Here is a 15,549-nt window from a genome sequence, read left to right as displayed (position 1 = left end):
TTGACCCTCAACCTATGGGGGACAAGCGAATGGATCAGTCTTCTTGGCCGGCCTTGCTCTACAGCCTGGTTGGGACGCCGGGCCCAATCCTGGCAATTCTCGGCGCTGTCAACTGGATTGCGTTACTCCTCGCAATCATGACGCCGCTGCTCGTATTATTCGCACGCCATGAGGTGCGGTTGCGGCGACTACGGCAGATTCAGGATTTTTACGAAAATTTTGATAAGAAGGACTCGGATCAAAAAGGGATAGCCACCAATCCCTCCTTCGAGTTTGTCCGGTCGAAATATACAGCTGACCTGAGACTGGACGAACCTCCCAAGGATGCCAAACCGCTTGATGAGCGCGAGAGACTGGAAATGTTCGTCCGCGCGGCCGAACAAAGGCGAGTCTATTTCGGGTATAGGCTGGCGCTCTCGACGATCGGCTTTATGGTTCTCGCCTATTTCGGATTCCATTTTCTTGGCAATGCGCTCGCCTGCGGACTTCAATCCGGTACCTGCCCTCTTCCGGATGGCGCAGCACCGACCAAAGCTGATCAGCTCCTGGTTATCGCAGCGCTCACCTTCGCGGGCACATACATAGCCTCTGTTCGCACGATGTTGAGCAGGCTCGCCGTATTCGACCTCTCCTCCAACACCTTCCTGCGGCTGACGGGTGAGAGCATCGCGTCGATCGTCGTCACCACGCTTCTGTTCGCGGCACTTTCCGATCCCTTTTCCGTGGTTGGCGGCGTCGTGACCGGCGGGAACGGCTCGAACAGCATTCCGCTCGTGTGGCTAGTGCTTGCGCCCTTGCTTGGCCTCATCCCGCAGAGCTCCACCAAATTCCTGCTCGTGAAGCTGCAGGAACAGATCAGGTGGATCAAGACCAGCGATGACCGTTTCTCCCAGCTCAAAAAAGTCACTTCGCCGGAAGTGATCGACGGCGTCGACTATGAGACACGCTTCCGGCTGGAGGAGTGCGGAATCTACGACGTTCAGAACCTCGCGACATACAACCCGATCCTCCTTCACATCGAAACGCCCTATGGCATCTATCAGTGCATCGATTGGATTGCCCAGGCGCAGCTCTGCCACATCGTCGGCCTGGAACGCTTCCTGTTGTTGCGCGAGCTGAACGTCCGCACGATTTTCGACCTGGAGCGGGCGATTGACAGCATCCATGCGCCGTCCCAGTTCGATGACATCTATGCAAGCGTCCTCATGGCGCCGACCGAACGTCTTCGCATGGCTGCGGACGTGTCCAAGAGCAACTTCCTCATCGTCGAAGCAGGGAGCACCAAGAAGGTGACTGTCGATGAGTTCTGCAAATGGGCACGGGAGCGGATCAGCACGAGCCCCGGCCTTCTATCCACCTCCGCAGAACACCTGATGTGCTGGATCACCGATGATCTGCACGTCCGTCGGCTGCGTCGGCTTTGGAGCGACATCGCCACGAGCCTGGAACCAGGGTCGAACTATTTTGATGACTCGAAGCGCAATCCCCAGAATACGCCGCTCAAGGGCGTCAACCAGAACCTGGCGGCTAAAGATGCCCACTCAATTGCGAATTCCAGAAGCAGCCATCGCGCGACGCCCAGAGCCAACGGTGGCAAACCAGTGACGGAAACCGATGGCGATCAATCGTCCAAATCATCTTAGCGACGGCGAGCCATCTTCTCATTACCCCTGATCACCGATAGTTTCCCTCCGCAACGGAGGGATTCGGATGACGCCGCAGCGCTATCTTCTCGCCCAGGCCTATAACAACGCCTGGGCCAACCACCGGCTGCTGAAAGCGTGCGGAGAGCTTTCGCGCGAAGAGCTGGATGCGACGCGGGTCAGCTTCTTCCCGTCCATCATCCACACGCTCAACCATATCCTCACCGTCGACTGGCTCTATATCAGCGCGCTCGAAGGCGATTGCCTCGGACCCGCAGCCTTCGAGCCGGAAATCCCGTGTCCCCTCTTTGCCGATCTCGACCGCGAACAGCGCGCCGCCGACCGCCGCCTGATCGATCACTGTCGAAGCTTGGATGAGAAAACCGTGACCGAGGAAATCCGCATTCCCCGGGAAACCTTCGTGCAGGTCGAACCTGCCGATCGCCTGCTGATGCATCTCTTCCAGCACCAGATCCATCACCGCGGCCAGGTTCACGCCATGCTGTCGGGAACCTCGGTCGAACCGCCGCAGCTCGACGAGTTCTTCTGCACGGGCGAAGACCAATTGAGACAACAAGATTTTGCCGAACTGGGCTTCACCGAAGCCATGATCTGGAGTTGACCATGCTGTATTTCGTTATCAAGGCCCTGCACATCCTTTCCGACTTCCTGCTGATCGGCGGCATGCTGATCAACGCCTTCGTCATCGGCATGGTGCCGCCGACCATCCGCACCGGCGTCATCTCGGCGCTCAGGAAATACGACCGCACCGTCACCACGGCCGCACTCGGCGGCGCCTGGCTTTTCGGCCTGTGGCTCGCCTTCGGCTACGGCTTCTATACGTCCGGCTGGTTCGGCTTCAAGTTCCTGATCGTGCTGATGCTGTCGGCGCTGCACGGGATGCAGGGCGCCTGGATGCGCCGCATGGAAGCCGATCCGCATCTCGACCCGCCGGCCTTCGTGCGCGCCGGCCTGCCGATCATCCTCGGCTCGGTCGTCGTCATCGTCGCGCTTACGGTCATCAAACCGTTCTGACCGCGGCGGCAAAGCGATGCTGGTTCCCCCGCGCCGCCCGCTCAAAACAGAACGGCTCGTGCTGAGGCCGACGACGGCCAGGGATGCCGGCCGGGCGTTCGAAATCCAATCCGACTGGCAGGTCACGCGCATGCTGCGCATGGCCGCCTTCCCGCCGGATCCGCTGGCGACAGAAGCGTGGTTTTCCGATCACGAGCGGGAATGGCTTGCCGGCGAAGCCTGCCGTTTCGCCGTGGACATCGAGGGCCGGATGGTCGGCCTCGTCGATATCGACGGGATTGCCGGTGGCACGGGCGAACTCGGCTACTGGTTCGAGCAAGCCGCCTGGGGTTCCGGCTATGCATCGGAAGCGGCGCGCGCGACAATCCGCTTCGCCTTCGAGGAGATCGGGCTGTCGGTCCTGAAGTCGGGACATGCCGAGGACAATCCCGCTTCCGGACGCATCCTCGTCAAGCTCGGTTTTCGTCATCTCGATATCGTCGAGCGTTTTTCGCGGCCGCGCGGAGAAAACATCCGACAATGCCGCTACGTGCTTTCAGCCGCGGGCGAATGAGCCAGACCGGAACGGATATTTCCTGCCGGTAGCCATGGCCCGTCAAAACCCGCCTCCGCGAAGCCTCTCCCAAAACCGAAATCTGCGCTTTTCACCGAACTGTGCTTTTCCGAAGGTCCGCTTTGCTCTAATCCTCTGGCAACAAAATTCTGGAGGTTCAGCATGGCGAAAGTGGCATTCATCGGTCTCGGGGTGATGGGTTATCCCATGGCCGGGCATCTCAAGGTCAAGGGCGGCCATGACGTCACCGTCTACAACCGCACGGCTGCCAAGGCCGAGGACTGGGCGACGAAATTTGGCGGCAGGGCCGCCGCGACGCCGGCCGAAGCGGCCAGGGATGCCGATTTCGTGTTCGTCTGCGTCGGCAATGACGACGATCTCCGCTCGGTGACAATCACCAAAACGGGCGTTCTCGCCGGGATGAAACCGGGAGCGATCCTGATCGACAACACCACCGCCAGCGCCGAAGTCGCTCGCGAGCTCGATGCCGCGGCACGGGAAAAGGGCGTCGGCTTTATCGACGCACCGGTCTCCGGCGGCCAGGCGGGTGCCGAAAACGGCGTGCTCACCGTGATGTGCGGCGGTGACGAAGCGACGTTCGAGAAGGCCAGGCCGGTGATCGGCGCCTATGCCCGCATGGTCGGCCTCATGGGTCCGGCCGGCGCCGGCCAGCTCACCAAGATGATGAACCAGATCTGCATCGCCGGGCTCGTTCAGGGCCTCGCCGAATCGATCCATTTCGGCAAGCAGGCAGGCCTGGACATCGAGAAGGTCATCGAGGTGATTTCCAAGGGTGCGGCCGGCTCCTGGCAGATGGAGAACCGCTACAAGACGATGAATGCCGGCAAGTACGACTTCGGCTTTGCGGTCGACTGGATGCGCAAGGATCTCGACATCGTCCTGACCGAAGCCCGCCGCAACGGCGCCAAGCTGCCGGTCACGGCCCTGGTCGACCAGTTCTATGGTGACGTCCAGGCGATGGGCGGCAAGCGCTGGGATACATCCTCGCTGCTCGCACGGCTCGAAAAGAAATAGGCCGGCCATGATCGGCCCCTCCTCCGACGTCGCCGGGATCATCGCGCATCTCGAAACGCAGCGATCGGAGGAGAACATCTCCGGCATGGCCCGTTTCGGCATTGTCACCGACAAGGCGATCGGCATTTCCAATCCCGACCTGCAGAAGATCGCGCGGGCGATCAAACGCGATCACGGGCGGGCGCTGGATCTATGGCGCACCGGCATTCGCGAAGCCCGGATGCTGGCGATCTATACCGCCGATCCCGCGGCCCTGACGCCGGCCGAGGCCCGCGGCTGGTCGGAAGACTTCGCCTCCTGGGAGATCGTCGATACTGCCGCGGACCTTTTCACCGAAACGCCGTTCTGGCAGCAACTTGTCGCAGATTTCGCCGAGGATGAGCGCGAGTTCGTCCGCCGCACCGCGTTTGCGATGATCGCGGGCGCCGCCGTCCATCGCAAGGACGAGCCCGACGGCACCTTCATCGCCTATCTGCCGCTGATCGAGGCGCATGCCGCCGACCCGCGCAATTTCGTGAAAAAGGCGGTCAACTGGGCGCTCCGCAATATCGGCAAGCGCAACCGCACCTGCCACGTCCCCGCGCTCGCACTCTCCGAAAAGCTCGCCGCATCGCCGGACAGGACCGCCCGCTGGATCGGCAAGGACGCCGTCAGGGAATTGTCGAGCGAGAAGCTTTTGGCGCGGTTGAGGGGTTAGCCGGCTTTACCCGCCCGATATTGCCGCGGTGTCGCGCCCGCAAACGTTCTGAACGCCTTGATGAAGGAGCTCGTGCTTTCGAACCCGCAGGCGAGCCCGATCTCCGTCACCGGCTCCCGGCCGGCGAGCAACATCTCCTTGGCCCTCACCATCCGCGCCCGATGCCGGAAATCGCGAAAGCTCATGCCGAGTTCCGCATCGAATTTCCGCGCCAATGTCCGCTCCGAAAGATGGGCGGCCTGCGCCAGCGAACCGAACTCGATGTCCCGGTCGAGATATTCCAGCATCCGCTCGACGGCGACCGCCATCCCCGGCGACTGCGGTTTCGGCAACCATGTCTCGTCCTCCTCCGCAGCCAGATCTCCCGCGACGGAAGCGAGTGCTCTGAAGAAGGCATTCGCGGCTTCGTCAGCCGCATCGCGCCCTGCATCCCAACGCATGACATGCAGGATCATCTGCCGCGCCAGTTCCGAAAGACCGAAGACCCGACAGGCCGGCAGCGATGCATCGAACTCGCCGTCGCCGAACAGCACGGAGGACGCCGTGGCCGGCCCCTTGCTGCGCACGGCGATCATCGTTCCCCGTGCGATCAGCGCCGCTCTTTGCGGCGGCAGCGTCCAGCGACGCTCGCCGATATCGAGAACGAAGGTGCCGGTCGAGGCGTAAAGCAGGTAGTCGGCGTCGAAGGCCCGTTCGATTTCGAACGGCTCGTCGAACACCCGATGATAGGCATGAGAAATCGTCGCCATCGCTGCCGGACTTGCCCTATGCCGCCTGCTGTCCCCGCATCTGCTTTAGCAGTTCGGCGGTGTCGAGCAATGCGGAATGATGGACGATCTTTCCGTCCTTCAAGACGAACGTCCGGTAGGCGCGCACGCGGATCGGATTGCCAGAGGGGTCGACGTCCTTGAAAGCCGCCTGATGCGTGCCGCGCAATGTCAGCTCGCACATCACGCCATCATCTTCGGCGATCATCCGTTCGATCGACCAGACTGCATCCGGCATGATCCGCTTCTGCACCGCCACCATGGCGCAATGCCCCTCGGCATTGGCGGGCGAATAGACGGCTTCATCGTAGTCCGGCGCGAAGAAATCCGCGAAACGGTCTGTCAGACCGCGGTTCCAGATCTCTTCGATATATCCGCGGATGATCGTTTTGTTGGCCTGGTCCTGCATGTCGAGCTCCATCTGTTTCGATGAAGCCCAGATAAAACCAAACGGGCCGCCTTAACTCGGCCCGTCCTGCCAGAAAATGATCCCGATCCGCCAAACAGCGAACTATTCTTCGCCGGACTTCTGGTTGTCCAGCATCATGTAGTCGAGCGGCAATTCGGTCGTGTACTTGATCTGCTCCATCGCGAAGACCGAGGAGACGTCGCGGATCTCGATCTTGGCGATCAGGCGCTTGTAGAAGGCGTCATAGGCGCCGATGTCCGGCACCACGACGCGCAGCAGGTAGTCCACGTCGCCGCTCATGCGGTAGAATTCGACCACTTCCGGGAAATCGACGACCACTTCCGAAAACCGCTTCAGCCATTCGATCGAGTGGCTGGCAGTGCGGATCGACACGAAAACCGTGACCTTGGTATTGACCTTGACCGGATCGAGCAGCGCCACGCGGCGACGGATGACGCCATCCTCTTCCATCTTCTGGATGCGGCGCCAGCAAGGCGTGGTCGACAGGCCGACCTTCTTCGCGAGGTCCGCGACGGCGAGAGTGGAATCTTCCTGCAGAATGCGCAGTATCTTACGGTCAAGGCGGTCCATCAGAGTCCTTTCGAAATGATTTTTCGTTATACACCGAATTCGTGGCAGTTAACCGAAATTTGTTTCCCGTATCAAGCTATCCACATGCTGTCGCAGCACCGGCAGCAGATCCGCCTCGAACCACGGATTCTTTTTGAGCCAGCCGGTATTGCGCCAGCTCGGATGGGGCAGCGGCAGGATCCTCGGTCCCTGATTGGCGAAGACGGAGTCGCGCCAGTTGGCGACCGTCTCCGTCATGCTCTTGCCTTGCCGGCTTCCCAGATGCCAGGCCTGCGCATAACCGCCGACGGCGAGAACCAGCTCGATCTGCGGCATGGCGGCAATTACCCTGGCGCGCCAGAACGGCGCGCATTCGAGCCGCGGCGGCAGGTCGCTGCCCTTGGCATCATAGCCCGGAAAACAGAAACCCATCGGCACGATCGCGAACTTTTTGGGATCATAGAATTCCTCGCGGGTCACCGCCATCCAGTCGCGCAGGCGGTTGCCGGAAGCATCGTCGAACGGCAGCCCGCTTTCATGCACCCGAAGCCCTGGCGCCTGACCGGCGATCAGCACCCTCGCGGTCTTCGACAGCACGGCGACCGGCCGGGGTTGATGCGGCAACCGGTCGCCCTCGCCTTTCGCGGGCGCGTCGCGACAGATGCGACAGGCAGCGATCGCGCGGGCCAAATCGCTGATGTCTTCCTCGCCATTGACGATGCCATCCATGCTCATTGCCAGGCCGTTACCCGTTTCACCCAATCCCAAAATGCCTCCACCAGGCTGAAATCGTCCATCATGCCGCGGCTGGCGCGCCAGTCGCGCGGGCTTTCGAACTGGCCGGCCCACAGCCCCAGCCGTTCGCGCCTCGCTGCCACCTGTTCCTCCGCATAACGCCCAGAGGCGACCGCGAGGCCCTGACGCACCAGCGCGCCGTTGATGCTCGTTGTGCCTGAACGGCAGCGCACCAGAAGCCGGCGATATTTGTCGCGCTCGCGACCGAGGCATTCCATCTTACCGTCTGCGACGAGGCGCATCAGCAGCCGTCTCGCCTCTTCCCCACAGGCCCATGGCCGGCCGCGACCGTCTTCGCAGGTCTGGTCGAGCTCCGGAGCATCCATGCCCTGCAGCCGCAGGCGCTCGCCGCCCACCGCCAGCGTATCACCGTCGATCACATGGAACGGGCCGAGCACGACGCTGTCGGCCGCCTCGTCCAGCTTGGCGGCAATCAGCACCAGAAGGATGAAAAAGGCCGCAAGAAGCGCGCCGTCGCGAAAAATCCTGAACGTTCTGGCCACAATCCAGCCTTATTGGAAAACGGAAGCTTCAGGAAAATGGCAAACAAAACCTTTCCCGGCAGGACTCTCTTAAGGTTTTGGCCATACTCTCTCAACACCCGGGGTATCAGTTTCAGTGGCCATGAGTAGCGGCGTCAGCACATCGACCGACAAGAATATCGTTGATCGCTCCCGCGGCCACCGCAACAAGGCCGTCTCTAAAGCCGTTCGCGCCACCCGGGAGCGCCTGCAATCCAGCTCCCAGGGCAACCAGATCTTCGACCGCGACATGATCGCCATGCACGTCAATACCGTGCTGCAGGGCGCATCGGTCATGCCTCTCTTCATCGTCGTGGTGACGGCGATCGGCGTCTATCTCAATCCGAATGCCAATCTCTTTGCATGGGCGCTGCTGATGTTCAGCGTTCATGCCATCAACGTGCTGATCGCCCGCCGTGCGAGCCGCAAGGACATTGCCGCGACTGACGTCCAGAAATGGCGCCGCAGGCTGCTTGCCGCGCAGATGATCGTCGGCAGCGGCTGGGCGCTGTTTGCGCTGCAGAACTGCAACGCCTGTTCCGGCGACAGCTATTATTTCTACAAGGGCGCCGTTCTCCTCTTCGCGATCTCGATCACCGCGATGAGCAGTTTCATGCTGCGCCTCGGCGTGCTGTTCGGTTTCCTGCCGATGATCCTGGCGCTGCTTGCCACCGCCATCCTGTCGCGCCACGTGCTCGATATCGGCATGATCGCGATCTGCGCCATCGCGGTCGTCTTCTTCCATTCCATCGCCGACCGGCTCTATCGTTCCAACCTGACGCTGATGTCCTATCAGTCGGAAAAGGACGACCTGATCGCCGAACTGGAAGTGGCAAAATCCATGTCGGACGAGGCCCGCCGCCGTGCCGAGGAGGCAAACCTCGCCAAATCCCGCTTCCTCGCCTCGATGTCGCACGAGCTGCGCACGCCGCTCAACGCCATTCTCGGCTTTTCCGAAGTCATGAGTTCGGAGGTTCTCGGGCCGCTCGCCAACCCGACCTACAGAGAATATGCCGGCGACATCCACCGGTCCGGCCAGCATCTCCTCAACCTCATCAACGAGATCCTCGACCTGTCTCGCATCGAGGCCGGCCGTTACGACCTTGCAGAGGAATCGCTGTCGCTGCTCGAAATCGCCGAGGATTGCATCGGCATGGTGCAACTGCGCGCCAGCGCCAAGAACATCGCGATCAGCCAGCAGTTCGAACCGCAGCTGCCGCAGGTCTGGGTGGATGAAAAATCGATGCGCCAGGTTCTCCTGAACCTGCTCTCGAACGCCGTCAAATTCACGCCACAGGGCGGCGAGGTTACCGTCAAGGTCGGCTGGACCGCCGGCGGCGGCCAGTATGTGGCGATCAAGGACAACGGGCCCGGTATTCCGGAGGAAGAGATCCCGGTCGTGCTCTCGGCCTTCGGCCAGGGCTCGATCGCCATCAAGAGCGCCGAACAGGGCACCGGGCTTGGCCTGCCGATCGTCCAGGCGATCCTTGCCAAGCACGACGGCCAGTTCATCCTGCGTTCCAAGCTGCGCGAAGGCACCGAAGCGATCGCCATCCTGCCCGCGACCCGCGTGCTGCAGAGCGTGCCGGCCGTCGCCGACGCCCAGACGGTCGCCCGCCGCCGCAAGAGCTTTGCCTGAGGCGATCGACCTCTTTTGCACCGTTTTGTTTGCGTGCATAATACCGTCATGACCAAACTTCTCGACCGCGCCATCGAAGCAGCCAGGGAGCTTCCTGCCGAAATGCAGGATGAGATCGCCCGTGTCATGCTGACACTCGTGGACAAAAGCGACTCTCTGCATCAGCTCACCGCAGAAGAGGAAGCCAGTCTCGCCAAGTCGCTCGATCAGGCTGCACGGCAGGCCATCTGGTCAAAATACGCACAGTGACGATTCGCTTCATCCCGGAAGCTGCAGTCGAGCTGGAGGCCATCCTTGGGCGGTCACCCCCACACGCTCCTGACCACCACATAAAGCGCGAAAAACCCGTTCGCACACAGCAGGCAGAAGACCGCGAAGGAGCCGAGATCCTTGGCGTGGCGGCCGACGGTGGAGATTTCCGGGGAGATGCGGTCGACCAGTTCCTCGATTGCGGTATTCAGCGATTCCACCGCAAACAGCACCAGCATCAGGATGGCGAAGACGAAATAGTCGAGCGCGCCGGCGCCGACGACAGCGAAGAGCACAACGCCCGCCGCGCAGGCGATCACCTCGTGGCGAAACGCTTCCTCCTGCCACAGGCGCGTCAGCCCCTGCATGGAATAGCGAAATGCCGCTATCACCCGGCGAATGCCGGTCGCCCTTTCGATACCGCTGTCGATCGGCGTCTTTTCCATTCAGGGCTCAGTGGCTCTTGTTGCTGACGCCGGCCTGCTCGAAGGTCGCCATGCCGGAATGGCAGGCGGCGGCGGCCTTGACGATGCCGGCGGCAAGCGCGGCACCCGTCCCTTCGCCGAGCCGCATGCCGAGCGCCAGAAGCGGCGTCTTGCCAAGCTGTTCGATCGCCCGCAGGTGCCCCGGTTCGCCGGAGACATGGCCGATCAGGCAGTGGTCGAGTGCCGCCGGATTGGCAGCCTTGAGGATCGCGGCCGCGGCCGTCACTACATAACCGTCGAGGAGGACCGGGATCTTCTCGACCCGCGCGGCCAGGATCGCGCCGGCAATCGCGGCGATCTCGCGGCCGCCGAGACGGCGCAGGATTTCCAGGGGATCGCTCAGATGGTCCTTGTGGAATTCGACCGCCGCCTTCACCGCGGCGATCTTGCGCTCCATGAATTCGCCATGCGAACCGGTGCCTGGACCGACCCAGTCCTCCGCCTCGCCGCCATAGAGCGCGAGGTTGATGGCGGCGGCGATCGTCGTGTTGCCGATGCCCATTTCGCCGATGCAGAGAAGATCGGTGCCGCCGGCGATGGCCTCCATTCCAAAGGCCATGGTCGCCGCGCAGTCTCGCTCGGAGAGGGCTGCCTCGCTGGTGATGTCGCCGGTCGGGTAATCGAGCGCCAGGTCGAAGATCTTGAGGCCGAGGTCATGGGTGACGCAGATCTGGTTGATCGCCGCGCCGCCGGCTGCGAAATTCTCCACCATCTGCTGCGTCACCGACGACGGGAACGGGGTCACGCCGTGCCGGGTGACGCCGTGATTGCCGGCAAAGATCGCCACAAGCGGCCGGTTGACGGCCGGCGCGCGGCCCGTCCAGGCAGCCAGCCAGAAAGCGATTTCCTCGAGCCGGCCGAGCGCACCCGGCGGCTTGGTAAGCTGCGCATCGCGCTCGCGCGCCGCAACCAGGGCCCGAGGGTCCGGTCCGGGAAGGTTCTGCAGCAGGACACGGAAATCGTCGAAAGGCAGGCCACTCACGCTCATGGAAAGTCTCTCTTGTAGCTCGGTCTCGTATCGCGGTCAGGAAAACTTGTCTTTCCCGGCAAATCGCGCTTCTGTGCGCAAACTCATAGTCGGGTCGGAAGGGAGGAACAACTGCCAAACGCAACGGAATTCATCGCGGACCTCGCCCGCTCGGTCGGGTTCCTCAGCCGCCTGCCGGTGCCGGACCGATTCTTCCGCGGCCATGACGGCACGATCTCGCGGGCGGTGCGAGCCTTTCCCGTGGCGGGGCTGATCATCGCCGCCCTGCCCGCGCTCGTTCTCCTGTTCCTGCAGTCCGGCGATGCGCTGCTCGTCAGCCTGCTTTCGCTTGCCGCACTGACGGTTCTGACCGGCGCGCTCCACGAGGACGGCCTGGCGGATGCGGCGGATGGTCTCGGCGGCGGGCGCGACAAGGATCACGCGCTTCTCATCATGAAGGACAGCCGGATCGGCGCCTATGGCGTCGTCGCGCTGGTGCTGTCTTTTGGCCTGCGAGGCTCGGCGCTTGCCGCATTGTTCCGCCAGGATGCCATCACGGCGGCGCTCGCCGTCCTTGCCGTTGCCGCCGTCAGCCGCGCGGTCCTGGTCGCCCATTGGCGCTCGCTGCCGTCGGCGCGGGAAAGCGGCGTCGCTGCCGGCGCCGGCTTTCCGGAGGACAGCGCCCGCAATATCGCGCTGTTTACCGGCGCCGCCATCGCTCTCGTTCTGCTCGTCCCTGTTCTCGGCCTGCCGAAGGTTCTGCTGTCACTGATCGTTGCGGCTCTCGCCGGGTTCGGCTTCACCCGTTTCGTGCGCCGAAAGCTCGGCGGCCATACGGGCGATACGATCGGCGCTACTCAACAATTGAGCGAGATCGCCATGCTCGCCACTCTTGCCCTTGCCGCGTGAAACCCCGATATATCGAGGCATGATTTCGCCCTGTACCCTTGTCTGCTCGATCGACCTCAAGACCGGCTATTGCTTCGGCTGCGGACGGACCCGCGACGAGATCGCCGCCTGGATGGATTATACGGATGCGGAGCGCCGCACGCTGATGGGCACGCTTCCCGCACGACTTGAAACCGTCGAGCGAAAGCCAAGGCGGGAGACGCGCCGGAAGCGTTTGGCCCAGCGGCAAACCAAGGAACGCGATACGGCATGAACGCGCTCACCGGCATCCTCATCGTCCTCGGCATTGGCCTGGCGTTCTTGATCTTCAATCACGATGCCGGGCAGACCTTCGGCATCGACAACGACGATTTCGGCCAGATCATCTACCTCCTGCCGATCGCCGGCCTGCTTGCCGTCGGGATTCTCGCCGGCCGGCGCGGCAATGCCGGTGAGGTGCTGCGCAACATCGCCCTCTGGCTGCTGATCATCCTCGGGCTGGTCACCGCCTATCTCTACCGCGACGACGCCCGCAATGTCGCCGCGAGGGTGACCGCGGGCCTGCTGCCCGGGACGGCCGTGATCACGACGACGAGCGAAGGTCTCAACGAAGTCATCATTCATAAGACCCGGGGCAACCATTTCCAGACCAATGTGAGGGTTGAGGGCAAGGTCGTGCCGATGCTGGTCGACACCGGCGCCAGCACCGTCGTGCTTTCCTACGACGATGCCCGCGCCATCGGCCTCAATCCGCAGAGCCTCGATTTTTCGGTGACCGTGATGACCGCCAACGGCCGGGCGATGGCAGCGCCGGTCCGCCTCGACGAAATCGCCATCGGCCCGATCGTGCGGAAGAACATCCGGGCCATGGTCGCGGAAGACGGACGGCTCGGGGAAAGCCTGCTCGGCATGAGCTTCCTATCCACCCTCGGCTCGCTGCAGATGCAGACGGACGAGCTGCGATTGCGGGACTGACGTCAGCCGAGATCCCGAATGGCCTCGCCTTCGCCCTTGTTGCGGAAATGGCTTGGCGGCGCGCCGATGATGCGTTTGAAGGCGCGGCTGAAGGAGGCTTCGGCATCGTAGCCGAGCCGTTCGGCAACCGTCGCGACCCGTTCGCCGTCGCGCAGCCATTGCCGCGCCTGATGCATGCGCACCCGCGCCACGTAGCGGGCCGGCGTTTCGCCGACCACGCGCAGAAACCGTTCGGCGAAACCCGACCGGGACGCGCCCATCAGCCGGGCAAGCGAGGCGATGGTCCAGTCGCGTTCTGGCTGAAGATGAATGGCGGCCAGCACCCGGCCGACTTCGGGATTGCGCACCGCGGCAATCCAGCCGGTCGTGTCGCCGCAGCCATGTTCGACCCAGGTGCGGATCAGAGTGGCGGTCAGGACGTCGGCGAGCCGGGCCAGAATGCCGCCGGCGCCGACCCGGTCCATGTCGACCTCGCGCGCCATGGCGTCGAGAAGATGCGGGATAGACGGCTCGTTTCTGGCAAGATCGCTGGTCAGCATCACCTCGGGCATCAGCTGCAGCAGCGGATGCAGCTTGTCGATGTTGAAGCGCATCGAGGCGGTCAGCGCCACGGTGCCGCCGCAGGCGTCGGCGCATTGCACGTCGAACACACCCTGGCAGACTTCCTTGCGCCCGAACCGGCCGAACGGCAGCGGCGTCAGGCCCGGGACGCTTGCCAGCACATGCGCGTCGCCGCGCGGCAGAAGAGCCGCATCGCCCGCCCGCAATGCCAGCCATTCGCCCGAAGGCGTCTGCAGCCATGCGGAGCCCGACGAGATGAAGTGGAAACGCGCCGCCTCCTGGGCCGGAAAGGACGTCGCCCAGGGTTCCGGCAACCGGCAGCGACCGTATTCCACGCCGTCGAGCCGCAACCCCCGCAGCATCTCGGTGAGCGGATCGGCAGTGTCTAACGGAGCTTCTTTGGACGAACGGTCAAGCATATCGGATTTTCTAGCATGGAAAGTACAGGCTGTCACGCCTAAGTCTGGTCCACCCTCCCGGTACGGACCTCCGTGCCGCCTCCCCAAGGCAGGACATGACCATGACTGACAGCACTTTCGAAGAGGACGATGCCGTGCGCGGCACGTCGTCCCCGAACACATCGTCCAAGTCCCGGTGGGACGCCGTCATCGCGCTTACCCTCGGCGTCTTCGGCCTGGTAACGGCGGAGTTCCTGCCGGCGAGCCTGCTCACCCCCATTTCCGCCGATCTCGGCATCAGTCCCGGCGTCGCCGGCCAGACGGTGACGGTGACCGCCGTCGTCGCAGCGTTCGCCGGTCCCGGCATCGTGATCGGCACCCGCGGCTTCAACCGGCGCTGGACGCTGTTCGGGCTGACCGCTCTTCTCATCCTCTCCTGCGCACTGGCCGCCCTTGCCAACGGCCTGACCGTGCTGCTCGTGTCGCGCGTTCTGCTCGGCATCGGGCTCGGCGGCTTCTGGGCCATGGCCGGGGCGCTTGCCATGCGGCTCGTGCCGATGAACCACCTGCCCCGCGCCATGGCGATGATCTTCACCGGCGTCTCGGTGGCGACCGTGATGGCAGCACCGCTCGGCGCCTATATCGGCTCCACCCTCGGCTGGCGGGCGGCCTTCGTGCTCGCCGGCGCGGTCGGCGTGCTGGCGCTGCTGGCGCAGGCCGTTACCGTCCCTTCGCTGCCGCCGGCCGGCCACGCCGGGCTCGGCACGCTGGCGGAGGTCCTGAAGCGACCGAAGATCCGCATCGGCCTTATCGCGACGCTGCTCATCGTCGCCGGCCACTTCGCGGGCTTCACCTATATCCGCCCCTACCTGGAAGACGTTCCGCGGCTTGACGTCGAGATGGTCTCGCTCGTCCTGCTCGCCTATGGCGTCGGCGGTTTCTTCGGCAATATCGCCGGGGGCATGATCACCGAACGCAGTTCGACGCTCGGGGTCGTCTTCGCCTCCGGCCTGATCGCCGTGTCCGCCGTGCTCCTCGTCACCCTCGGGGCCTCGACGGCGGCAGCAGCGGTTGCCATCACGCTCTGGGGCTTTGCCTTCGGCGCCCTGCCGGTCAGCATCCAGAGCTACATCACCCGTGCCGCCCAGGATGAGGCGGAAAGCGCCGGCGCGCTGCTGCTGACGACCTTCCAGATCGCCATATCCAGCGGCGCCGTGCTCGGTGGCCTGCTGATCGACGCCCAGGGGCCGCTCGGCGTCATGACCTTCCTCGGTATAGCATCCGTCCTCGGTGCGTCTGTCATGGTCATGCGCGGCGGACGCCAGGTGCAGCTCAGCCAGGGCTGAACCTGCCCTTGAAACC

At 63.4% G+C, this 15,549-nt stretch carries 20 protein-coding genes; 12 read left to right on the top strand and 8 right to left on the bottom strand.

Annotation, left to right across the window (positions count from 1 at the left end):
• The first annotated feature begins 29 nt into the window (after window positions 1-29).
• The 6 genes from GQ59_RS13235 to GQ59_RS13210 all read left to right on the top strand — a co-directional run bounded on the left by GQ59_RS13235 (window position 30) and on the right by GQ59_RS13210 (window position 4,963).
• Window positions 30-1,643, top strand: a complete 1,614-nt coding sequence (locus GQ59_RS13235; RefSeq protein ID WP_037081906.1) for a hypothetical protein — start codon at window positions 30-32, stop codon at window positions 1,641-1,643.
• A gap of 67 nt (window positions 1,644-1,710) precedes the next feature.
• Window positions 1,711-2,265 carry a DinB family protein gene (locus GQ59_RS13230; RefSeq protein ID WP_037081905.1) on the top strand — a complete coding sequence of 185 codons (555 nt, stop codon included), beginning with the start codon at window positions 1,711-1,713 and terminating at the stop codon, window positions 2,263-2,265.
• A gap of 2 nt (window positions 2,266-2,267) precedes the next feature.
• On the top strand, window positions 2,268-2,678 hold the full coding sequence (locus tag GQ59_RS13225) for a CopD family protein (RefSeq protein ID WP_051903936.1): 411 nt from the start codon (window positions 2,268-2,270) through the stop codon (window positions 2,676-2,678).
• Window positions 2,679-2,694: 16 nt separating this feature from the next.
• The gene (locus tag GQ59_RS13220) at window positions 2,695-3,231 is read left to right on the top strand and encodes a GNAT family N-acetyltransferase (RefSeq protein ID WP_037081903.1); all 537 of its coding nucleotides are present in this window, start codon (window positions 2,695-2,697) and stop codon (window positions 3,229-3,231) included.
• Between the two features lie 135 nt (window positions 3,232-3,366).
• On the top strand, window positions 3,367-4,266 hold the full coding sequence (locus tag GQ59_RS13215; protein ID WP_280114045.1) for an NAD(P)-dependent oxidoreductase: 900 nt from the start codon (window positions 3,367-3,369) through the stop codon (window positions 4,264-4,266).
• A gap of 7 nt (window positions 4,267-4,273) precedes the next feature.
• Window positions 4,274-4,963 carry a DNA alkylation repair protein gene (locus GQ59_RS13210; protein ID WP_037081900.1) on the top strand — a complete coding sequence of 230 codons (690 nt, stop codon included), beginning with the start codon at window positions 4,274-4,276 and terminating at the stop codon, window positions 4,961-4,963.
• Here the strand turns inward: GQ59_RS13210 and GQ59_RS13205 are convergent.
• From GQ59_RS13205 to GQ59_RS13185, 5 genes are all read right to left on the bottom strand, one after another.
• Window positions 4,960-5,712, bottom strand: a complete 753-nt coding sequence (locus tag GQ59_RS13205; protein ID WP_051903935.1) for a helix-turn-helix domain-containing protein — start codon at window positions 5,710-5,712, stop codon at window positions 4,960-4,962. The two genes, GQ59_RS13210 and GQ59_RS13205, sit on opposite strands and share 4 nt — an antisense overlap.
• Before the next feature lie 16 nt (window positions 5,713-5,728).
• Window positions 5,729-6,139, bottom strand: a complete 411-nt coding sequence (locus tag GQ59_RS13200; RefSeq protein WP_162183299.1) for an ester cyclase — start codon at window positions 6,137-6,139, stop codon at window positions 5,729-5,731.
• A 102-nt stretch (window positions 6,140-6,241) separates the two neighbouring features.
• Complete coding sequence (locus GQ59_RS13195) at window positions 6,242-6,730, bottom strand: Lrp/AsnC family transcriptional regulator (RefSeq protein WP_007771498.1); 489 nt, start codon at window positions 6,728-6,730, stop codon at window positions 6,242-6,244.
• 48 nt (window positions 6,731-6,778) lie between these two features.
• Window positions 6,779-7,438: a uracil-DNA glycosylase family protein gene (locus GQ59_RS13190; RefSeq protein ID WP_084683141.1), complete on the bottom strand. Its 660-nt coding sequence runs from the start codon at window positions 7,436-7,438 to the stop codon at window positions 6,779-6,781.
• 2 nt (window positions 7,439-7,440) lie between these two features.
• Complete coding sequence (locus GQ59_RS13185; RefSeq protein ID WP_037081893.1) at window positions 7,441-8,007, bottom strand: thermonuclease family protein; 567 nt, start codon at window positions 8,005-8,007, stop codon at window positions 7,441-7,443.
• A 121-nt stretch (window positions 8,008-8,128) separates the two neighbouring features.
• Between GQ59_RS13185 and GQ59_RS13180 the strand changes: the two genes are divergently transcribed.
• Together GQ59_RS13180 and GQ59_RS13175 are read left to right on the top strand one after the other, a co-directional pair.
• Window positions 8,129-9,664 carry a sensor histidine kinase gene (locus tag GQ59_RS13180; RefSeq protein ID WP_037081891.1) on the top strand — a complete coding sequence of 512 codons (1,536 nt, stop codon included), beginning with the start codon at window positions 8,129-8,131 and terminating at the stop codon, window positions 9,662-9,664.
• Window positions 9,665-9,712: 48 nt separating this feature from the next.
• On the top strand, window positions 9,713-9,913 hold the full coding sequence (locus GQ59_RS13175; RefSeq protein WP_037081890.1) for a hypothetical protein: 201 nt from the start codon (window positions 9,713-9,715) through the stop codon (window positions 9,911-9,913).
• Between the two features lie 53 nt (window positions 9,914-9,966).
• Here GQ59_RS13175 and GQ59_RS13170 read toward each other — a convergent pair whose 3' ends face one another.
• Together GQ59_RS13170 and cobT are read right to left on the bottom strand one after the other, a co-directional pair.
• Window positions 9,967-10,359 (bottom strand): diacylglycerol kinase, encoded by a 393-nt coding sequence (locus tag GQ59_RS13170; RefSeq protein ID WP_037081889.1) that lies wholly within the window; start codon window positions 10,357-10,359, stop codon window positions 9,967-9,969.
• A gap of 7 nt (window positions 10,360-10,366) precedes the next feature.
• A complete protein-coding gene (gene cobT, locus GQ59_RS13165; RefSeq protein WP_007761163.1) occupies window positions 10,367-11,386 on the bottom strand; it encodes a nicotinate-nucleotide--dimethylbenzimidazole phosphoribosyltransferase in 1,020 nt (339 codons plus the stop codon).
• A gap of 111 nt (window positions 11,387-11,497) precedes the next feature.
• Between cobT and GQ59_RS13160 the strand changes: the two genes are divergently transcribed.
• Genes GQ59_RS13160 through GQ59_RS13150 form a run of 3 tightly spaced genes read left to right on the top strand, consistent with a single transcriptional unit; the run spans window position 11,498 to window position 13,228 of the window.
• The gene (locus GQ59_RS13160) at window positions 11,498-12,274 is read left to right on the top strand and encodes an adenosylcobinamide-GDP ribazoletransferase (protein ID WP_037081887.1); all 777 of its coding nucleotides are present in this window, start codon (window positions 11,498-11,500) and stop codon (window positions 12,272-12,274) included.
• 19 nt (window positions 12,275-12,293) lie between these two features.
• On the top strand, window positions 12,294-12,527 hold the full coding sequence (locus tag GQ59_RS13155; RefSeq protein WP_037081886.1) for a DUF1289 domain-containing protein: 234 nt from the start codon (window positions 12,294-12,296) through the stop codon (window positions 12,525-12,527).
• Window positions 12,524-13,228: a TIGR02281 family clan AA aspartic protease gene (locus GQ59_RS13150; RefSeq protein WP_037081885.1), complete on the top strand. Its 705-nt coding sequence runs from the start codon at window positions 12,524-12,526 to the stop codon at window positions 13,226-13,228. Before GQ59_RS13155 ends, GQ59_RS13150 begins: the two co-directional genes overlap by 4 nt.
• Before the next feature lie 2 nt (window positions 13,229-13,230).
• On the opposite strand, the gene GQ59_RS13145 is transcribed toward GQ59_RS13150, so the two are convergent.
• Window positions 13,231-14,208 (bottom strand): AraC family transcriptional regulator, encoded by a 978-nt coding sequence (locus GQ59_RS13145; RefSeq protein ID WP_051903934.1) that lies wholly within the window; start codon window positions 14,206-14,208, stop codon window positions 13,231-13,233.
• 101 nt (window positions 14,209-14,309) lie between these two features.
• Between GQ59_RS13145 and GQ59_RS13140 the strand changes: the two genes are divergently transcribed.
• Window positions 14,310-15,533, top strand: a complete 1,224-nt coding sequence (locus GQ59_RS13140) for an MFS transporter (RefSeq protein ID WP_037081884.1) — start codon at window positions 14,310-14,312, stop codon at window positions 15,531-15,533.
• Window positions 15,534-15,549: the final 16 nt, after the last annotated feature.

Origin of the sequence: Neorhizobium vignae, assembly GCF_000732195.1 — a bacterium.
GTDB classification, from domain to species: Bacteria; Pseudomonadota; Alphaproteobacteria; order Rhizobiales; family Rhizobiaceae; genus Neorhizobium; species Neorhizobium vignae.
The sequence above is the reverse complement of the archived record's forward strand: the minus strand, read 5'-3'. Positions and strand labels throughout refer to the sequence as shown.

Coding starts and splice junctions, on each gene's coding strand:
- GQ59_RS13225 (WP_051903936.1), top strand. CDS start 2,268: ATGCTGTATTTCGTTATCAAGGCCCTGCACATCCTTTCCGACTTCCTG.
- GQ59_RS13140 (WP_037081884.1), top strand. CDS start 14,310: ATGACTGACAGCACTTTCGAAGAGGACGATGCCGTGCGCGGCACGTCG.
- cobT (WP_007761163.1), bottom strand. CDS start 11,386: ATGAGCGTGAGTGGCCTGCCTTTCGACGATTTCCGTGTCCTGCTGCAG.
- GQ59_RS13195 (WP_007771498.1), bottom strand. CDS start 6,730: ATGGACCGCCTTGACCGTAAGATACTGCGCATTCTGCAGGAAGATTCC.
- GQ59_RS13150 (WP_037081885.1), top strand. CDS start 12,524: ATGAACGCGCTCACCGGCATCCTCATCGTCCTCGGCATTGGCCTGGCG.
- GQ59_RS13230 (WP_037081905.1), top strand. CDS start 1,711: ATGACGCCGCAGCGCTATCTTCTCGCCCAGGCCTATAACAACGCCTGG.
- GQ59_RS13170 (WP_037081889.1), bottom strand. CDS start 10,359: ATGGAAAAGACGCCGATCGACAGCGGTATCGAAAGGGCGACCGGCATT.
- GQ59_RS13180 (WP_037081891.1), top strand. CDS start 8,129: ATGAGTAGCGGCGTCAGCACATCGACCGACAAGAATATCGTTGATCGC.
- GQ59_RS13220 (WP_037081903.1), top strand. CDS start 2,695: ATGCTGGTTCCCCCGCGCCGCCCGCTCAAAACAGAACGGCTCGTGCTG.
- GQ59_RS13190 (WP_084683141.1), bottom strand. CDS start 7,438: ATGGATGGCATCGTCAATGGCGAGGAAGACATCAGCGATTTGGCCCGC.
- GQ59_RS13235 (WP_037081906.1), top strand. CDS start 30: ATGGATCAGTCTTCTTGGCCGGCCTTGCTCTACAGCCTGGTTGGGACG.
- GQ59_RS13205 (WP_051903935.1), bottom strand. CDS start 5,712: ATGGCGACGATTTCTCATGCCTATCATCGGGTGTTCGACGAGCCGTTC.
- GQ59_RS13155 (WP_037081886.1), top strand. CDS start 12,294: ATGATTTCGCCCTGTACCCTTGTCTGCTCGATCGACCTCAAGACCGGC.
- GQ59_RS13210 (WP_037081900.1), top strand. CDS start 4,274: ATGATCGGCCCCTCCTCCGACGTCGCCGGGATCATCGCGCATCTCGAA.
- GQ59_RS13175 (WP_037081890.1), top strand. CDS start 9,713: ATGACCAAACTTCTCGACCGCGCCATCGAAGCAGCCAGGGAGCTTCCT.
- GQ59_RS13200 (WP_162183299.1), bottom strand. CDS start 6,139: ATGCAGGACCAGGCCAACAAAACGATCATCCGCGGATATATCGAAGAG.
- GQ59_RS13145 (WP_051903934.1), bottom strand. CDS start 14,208: ATGCTTGACCGTTCGTCCAAAGAAGCTCCGTTAGACACTGCCGATCCG.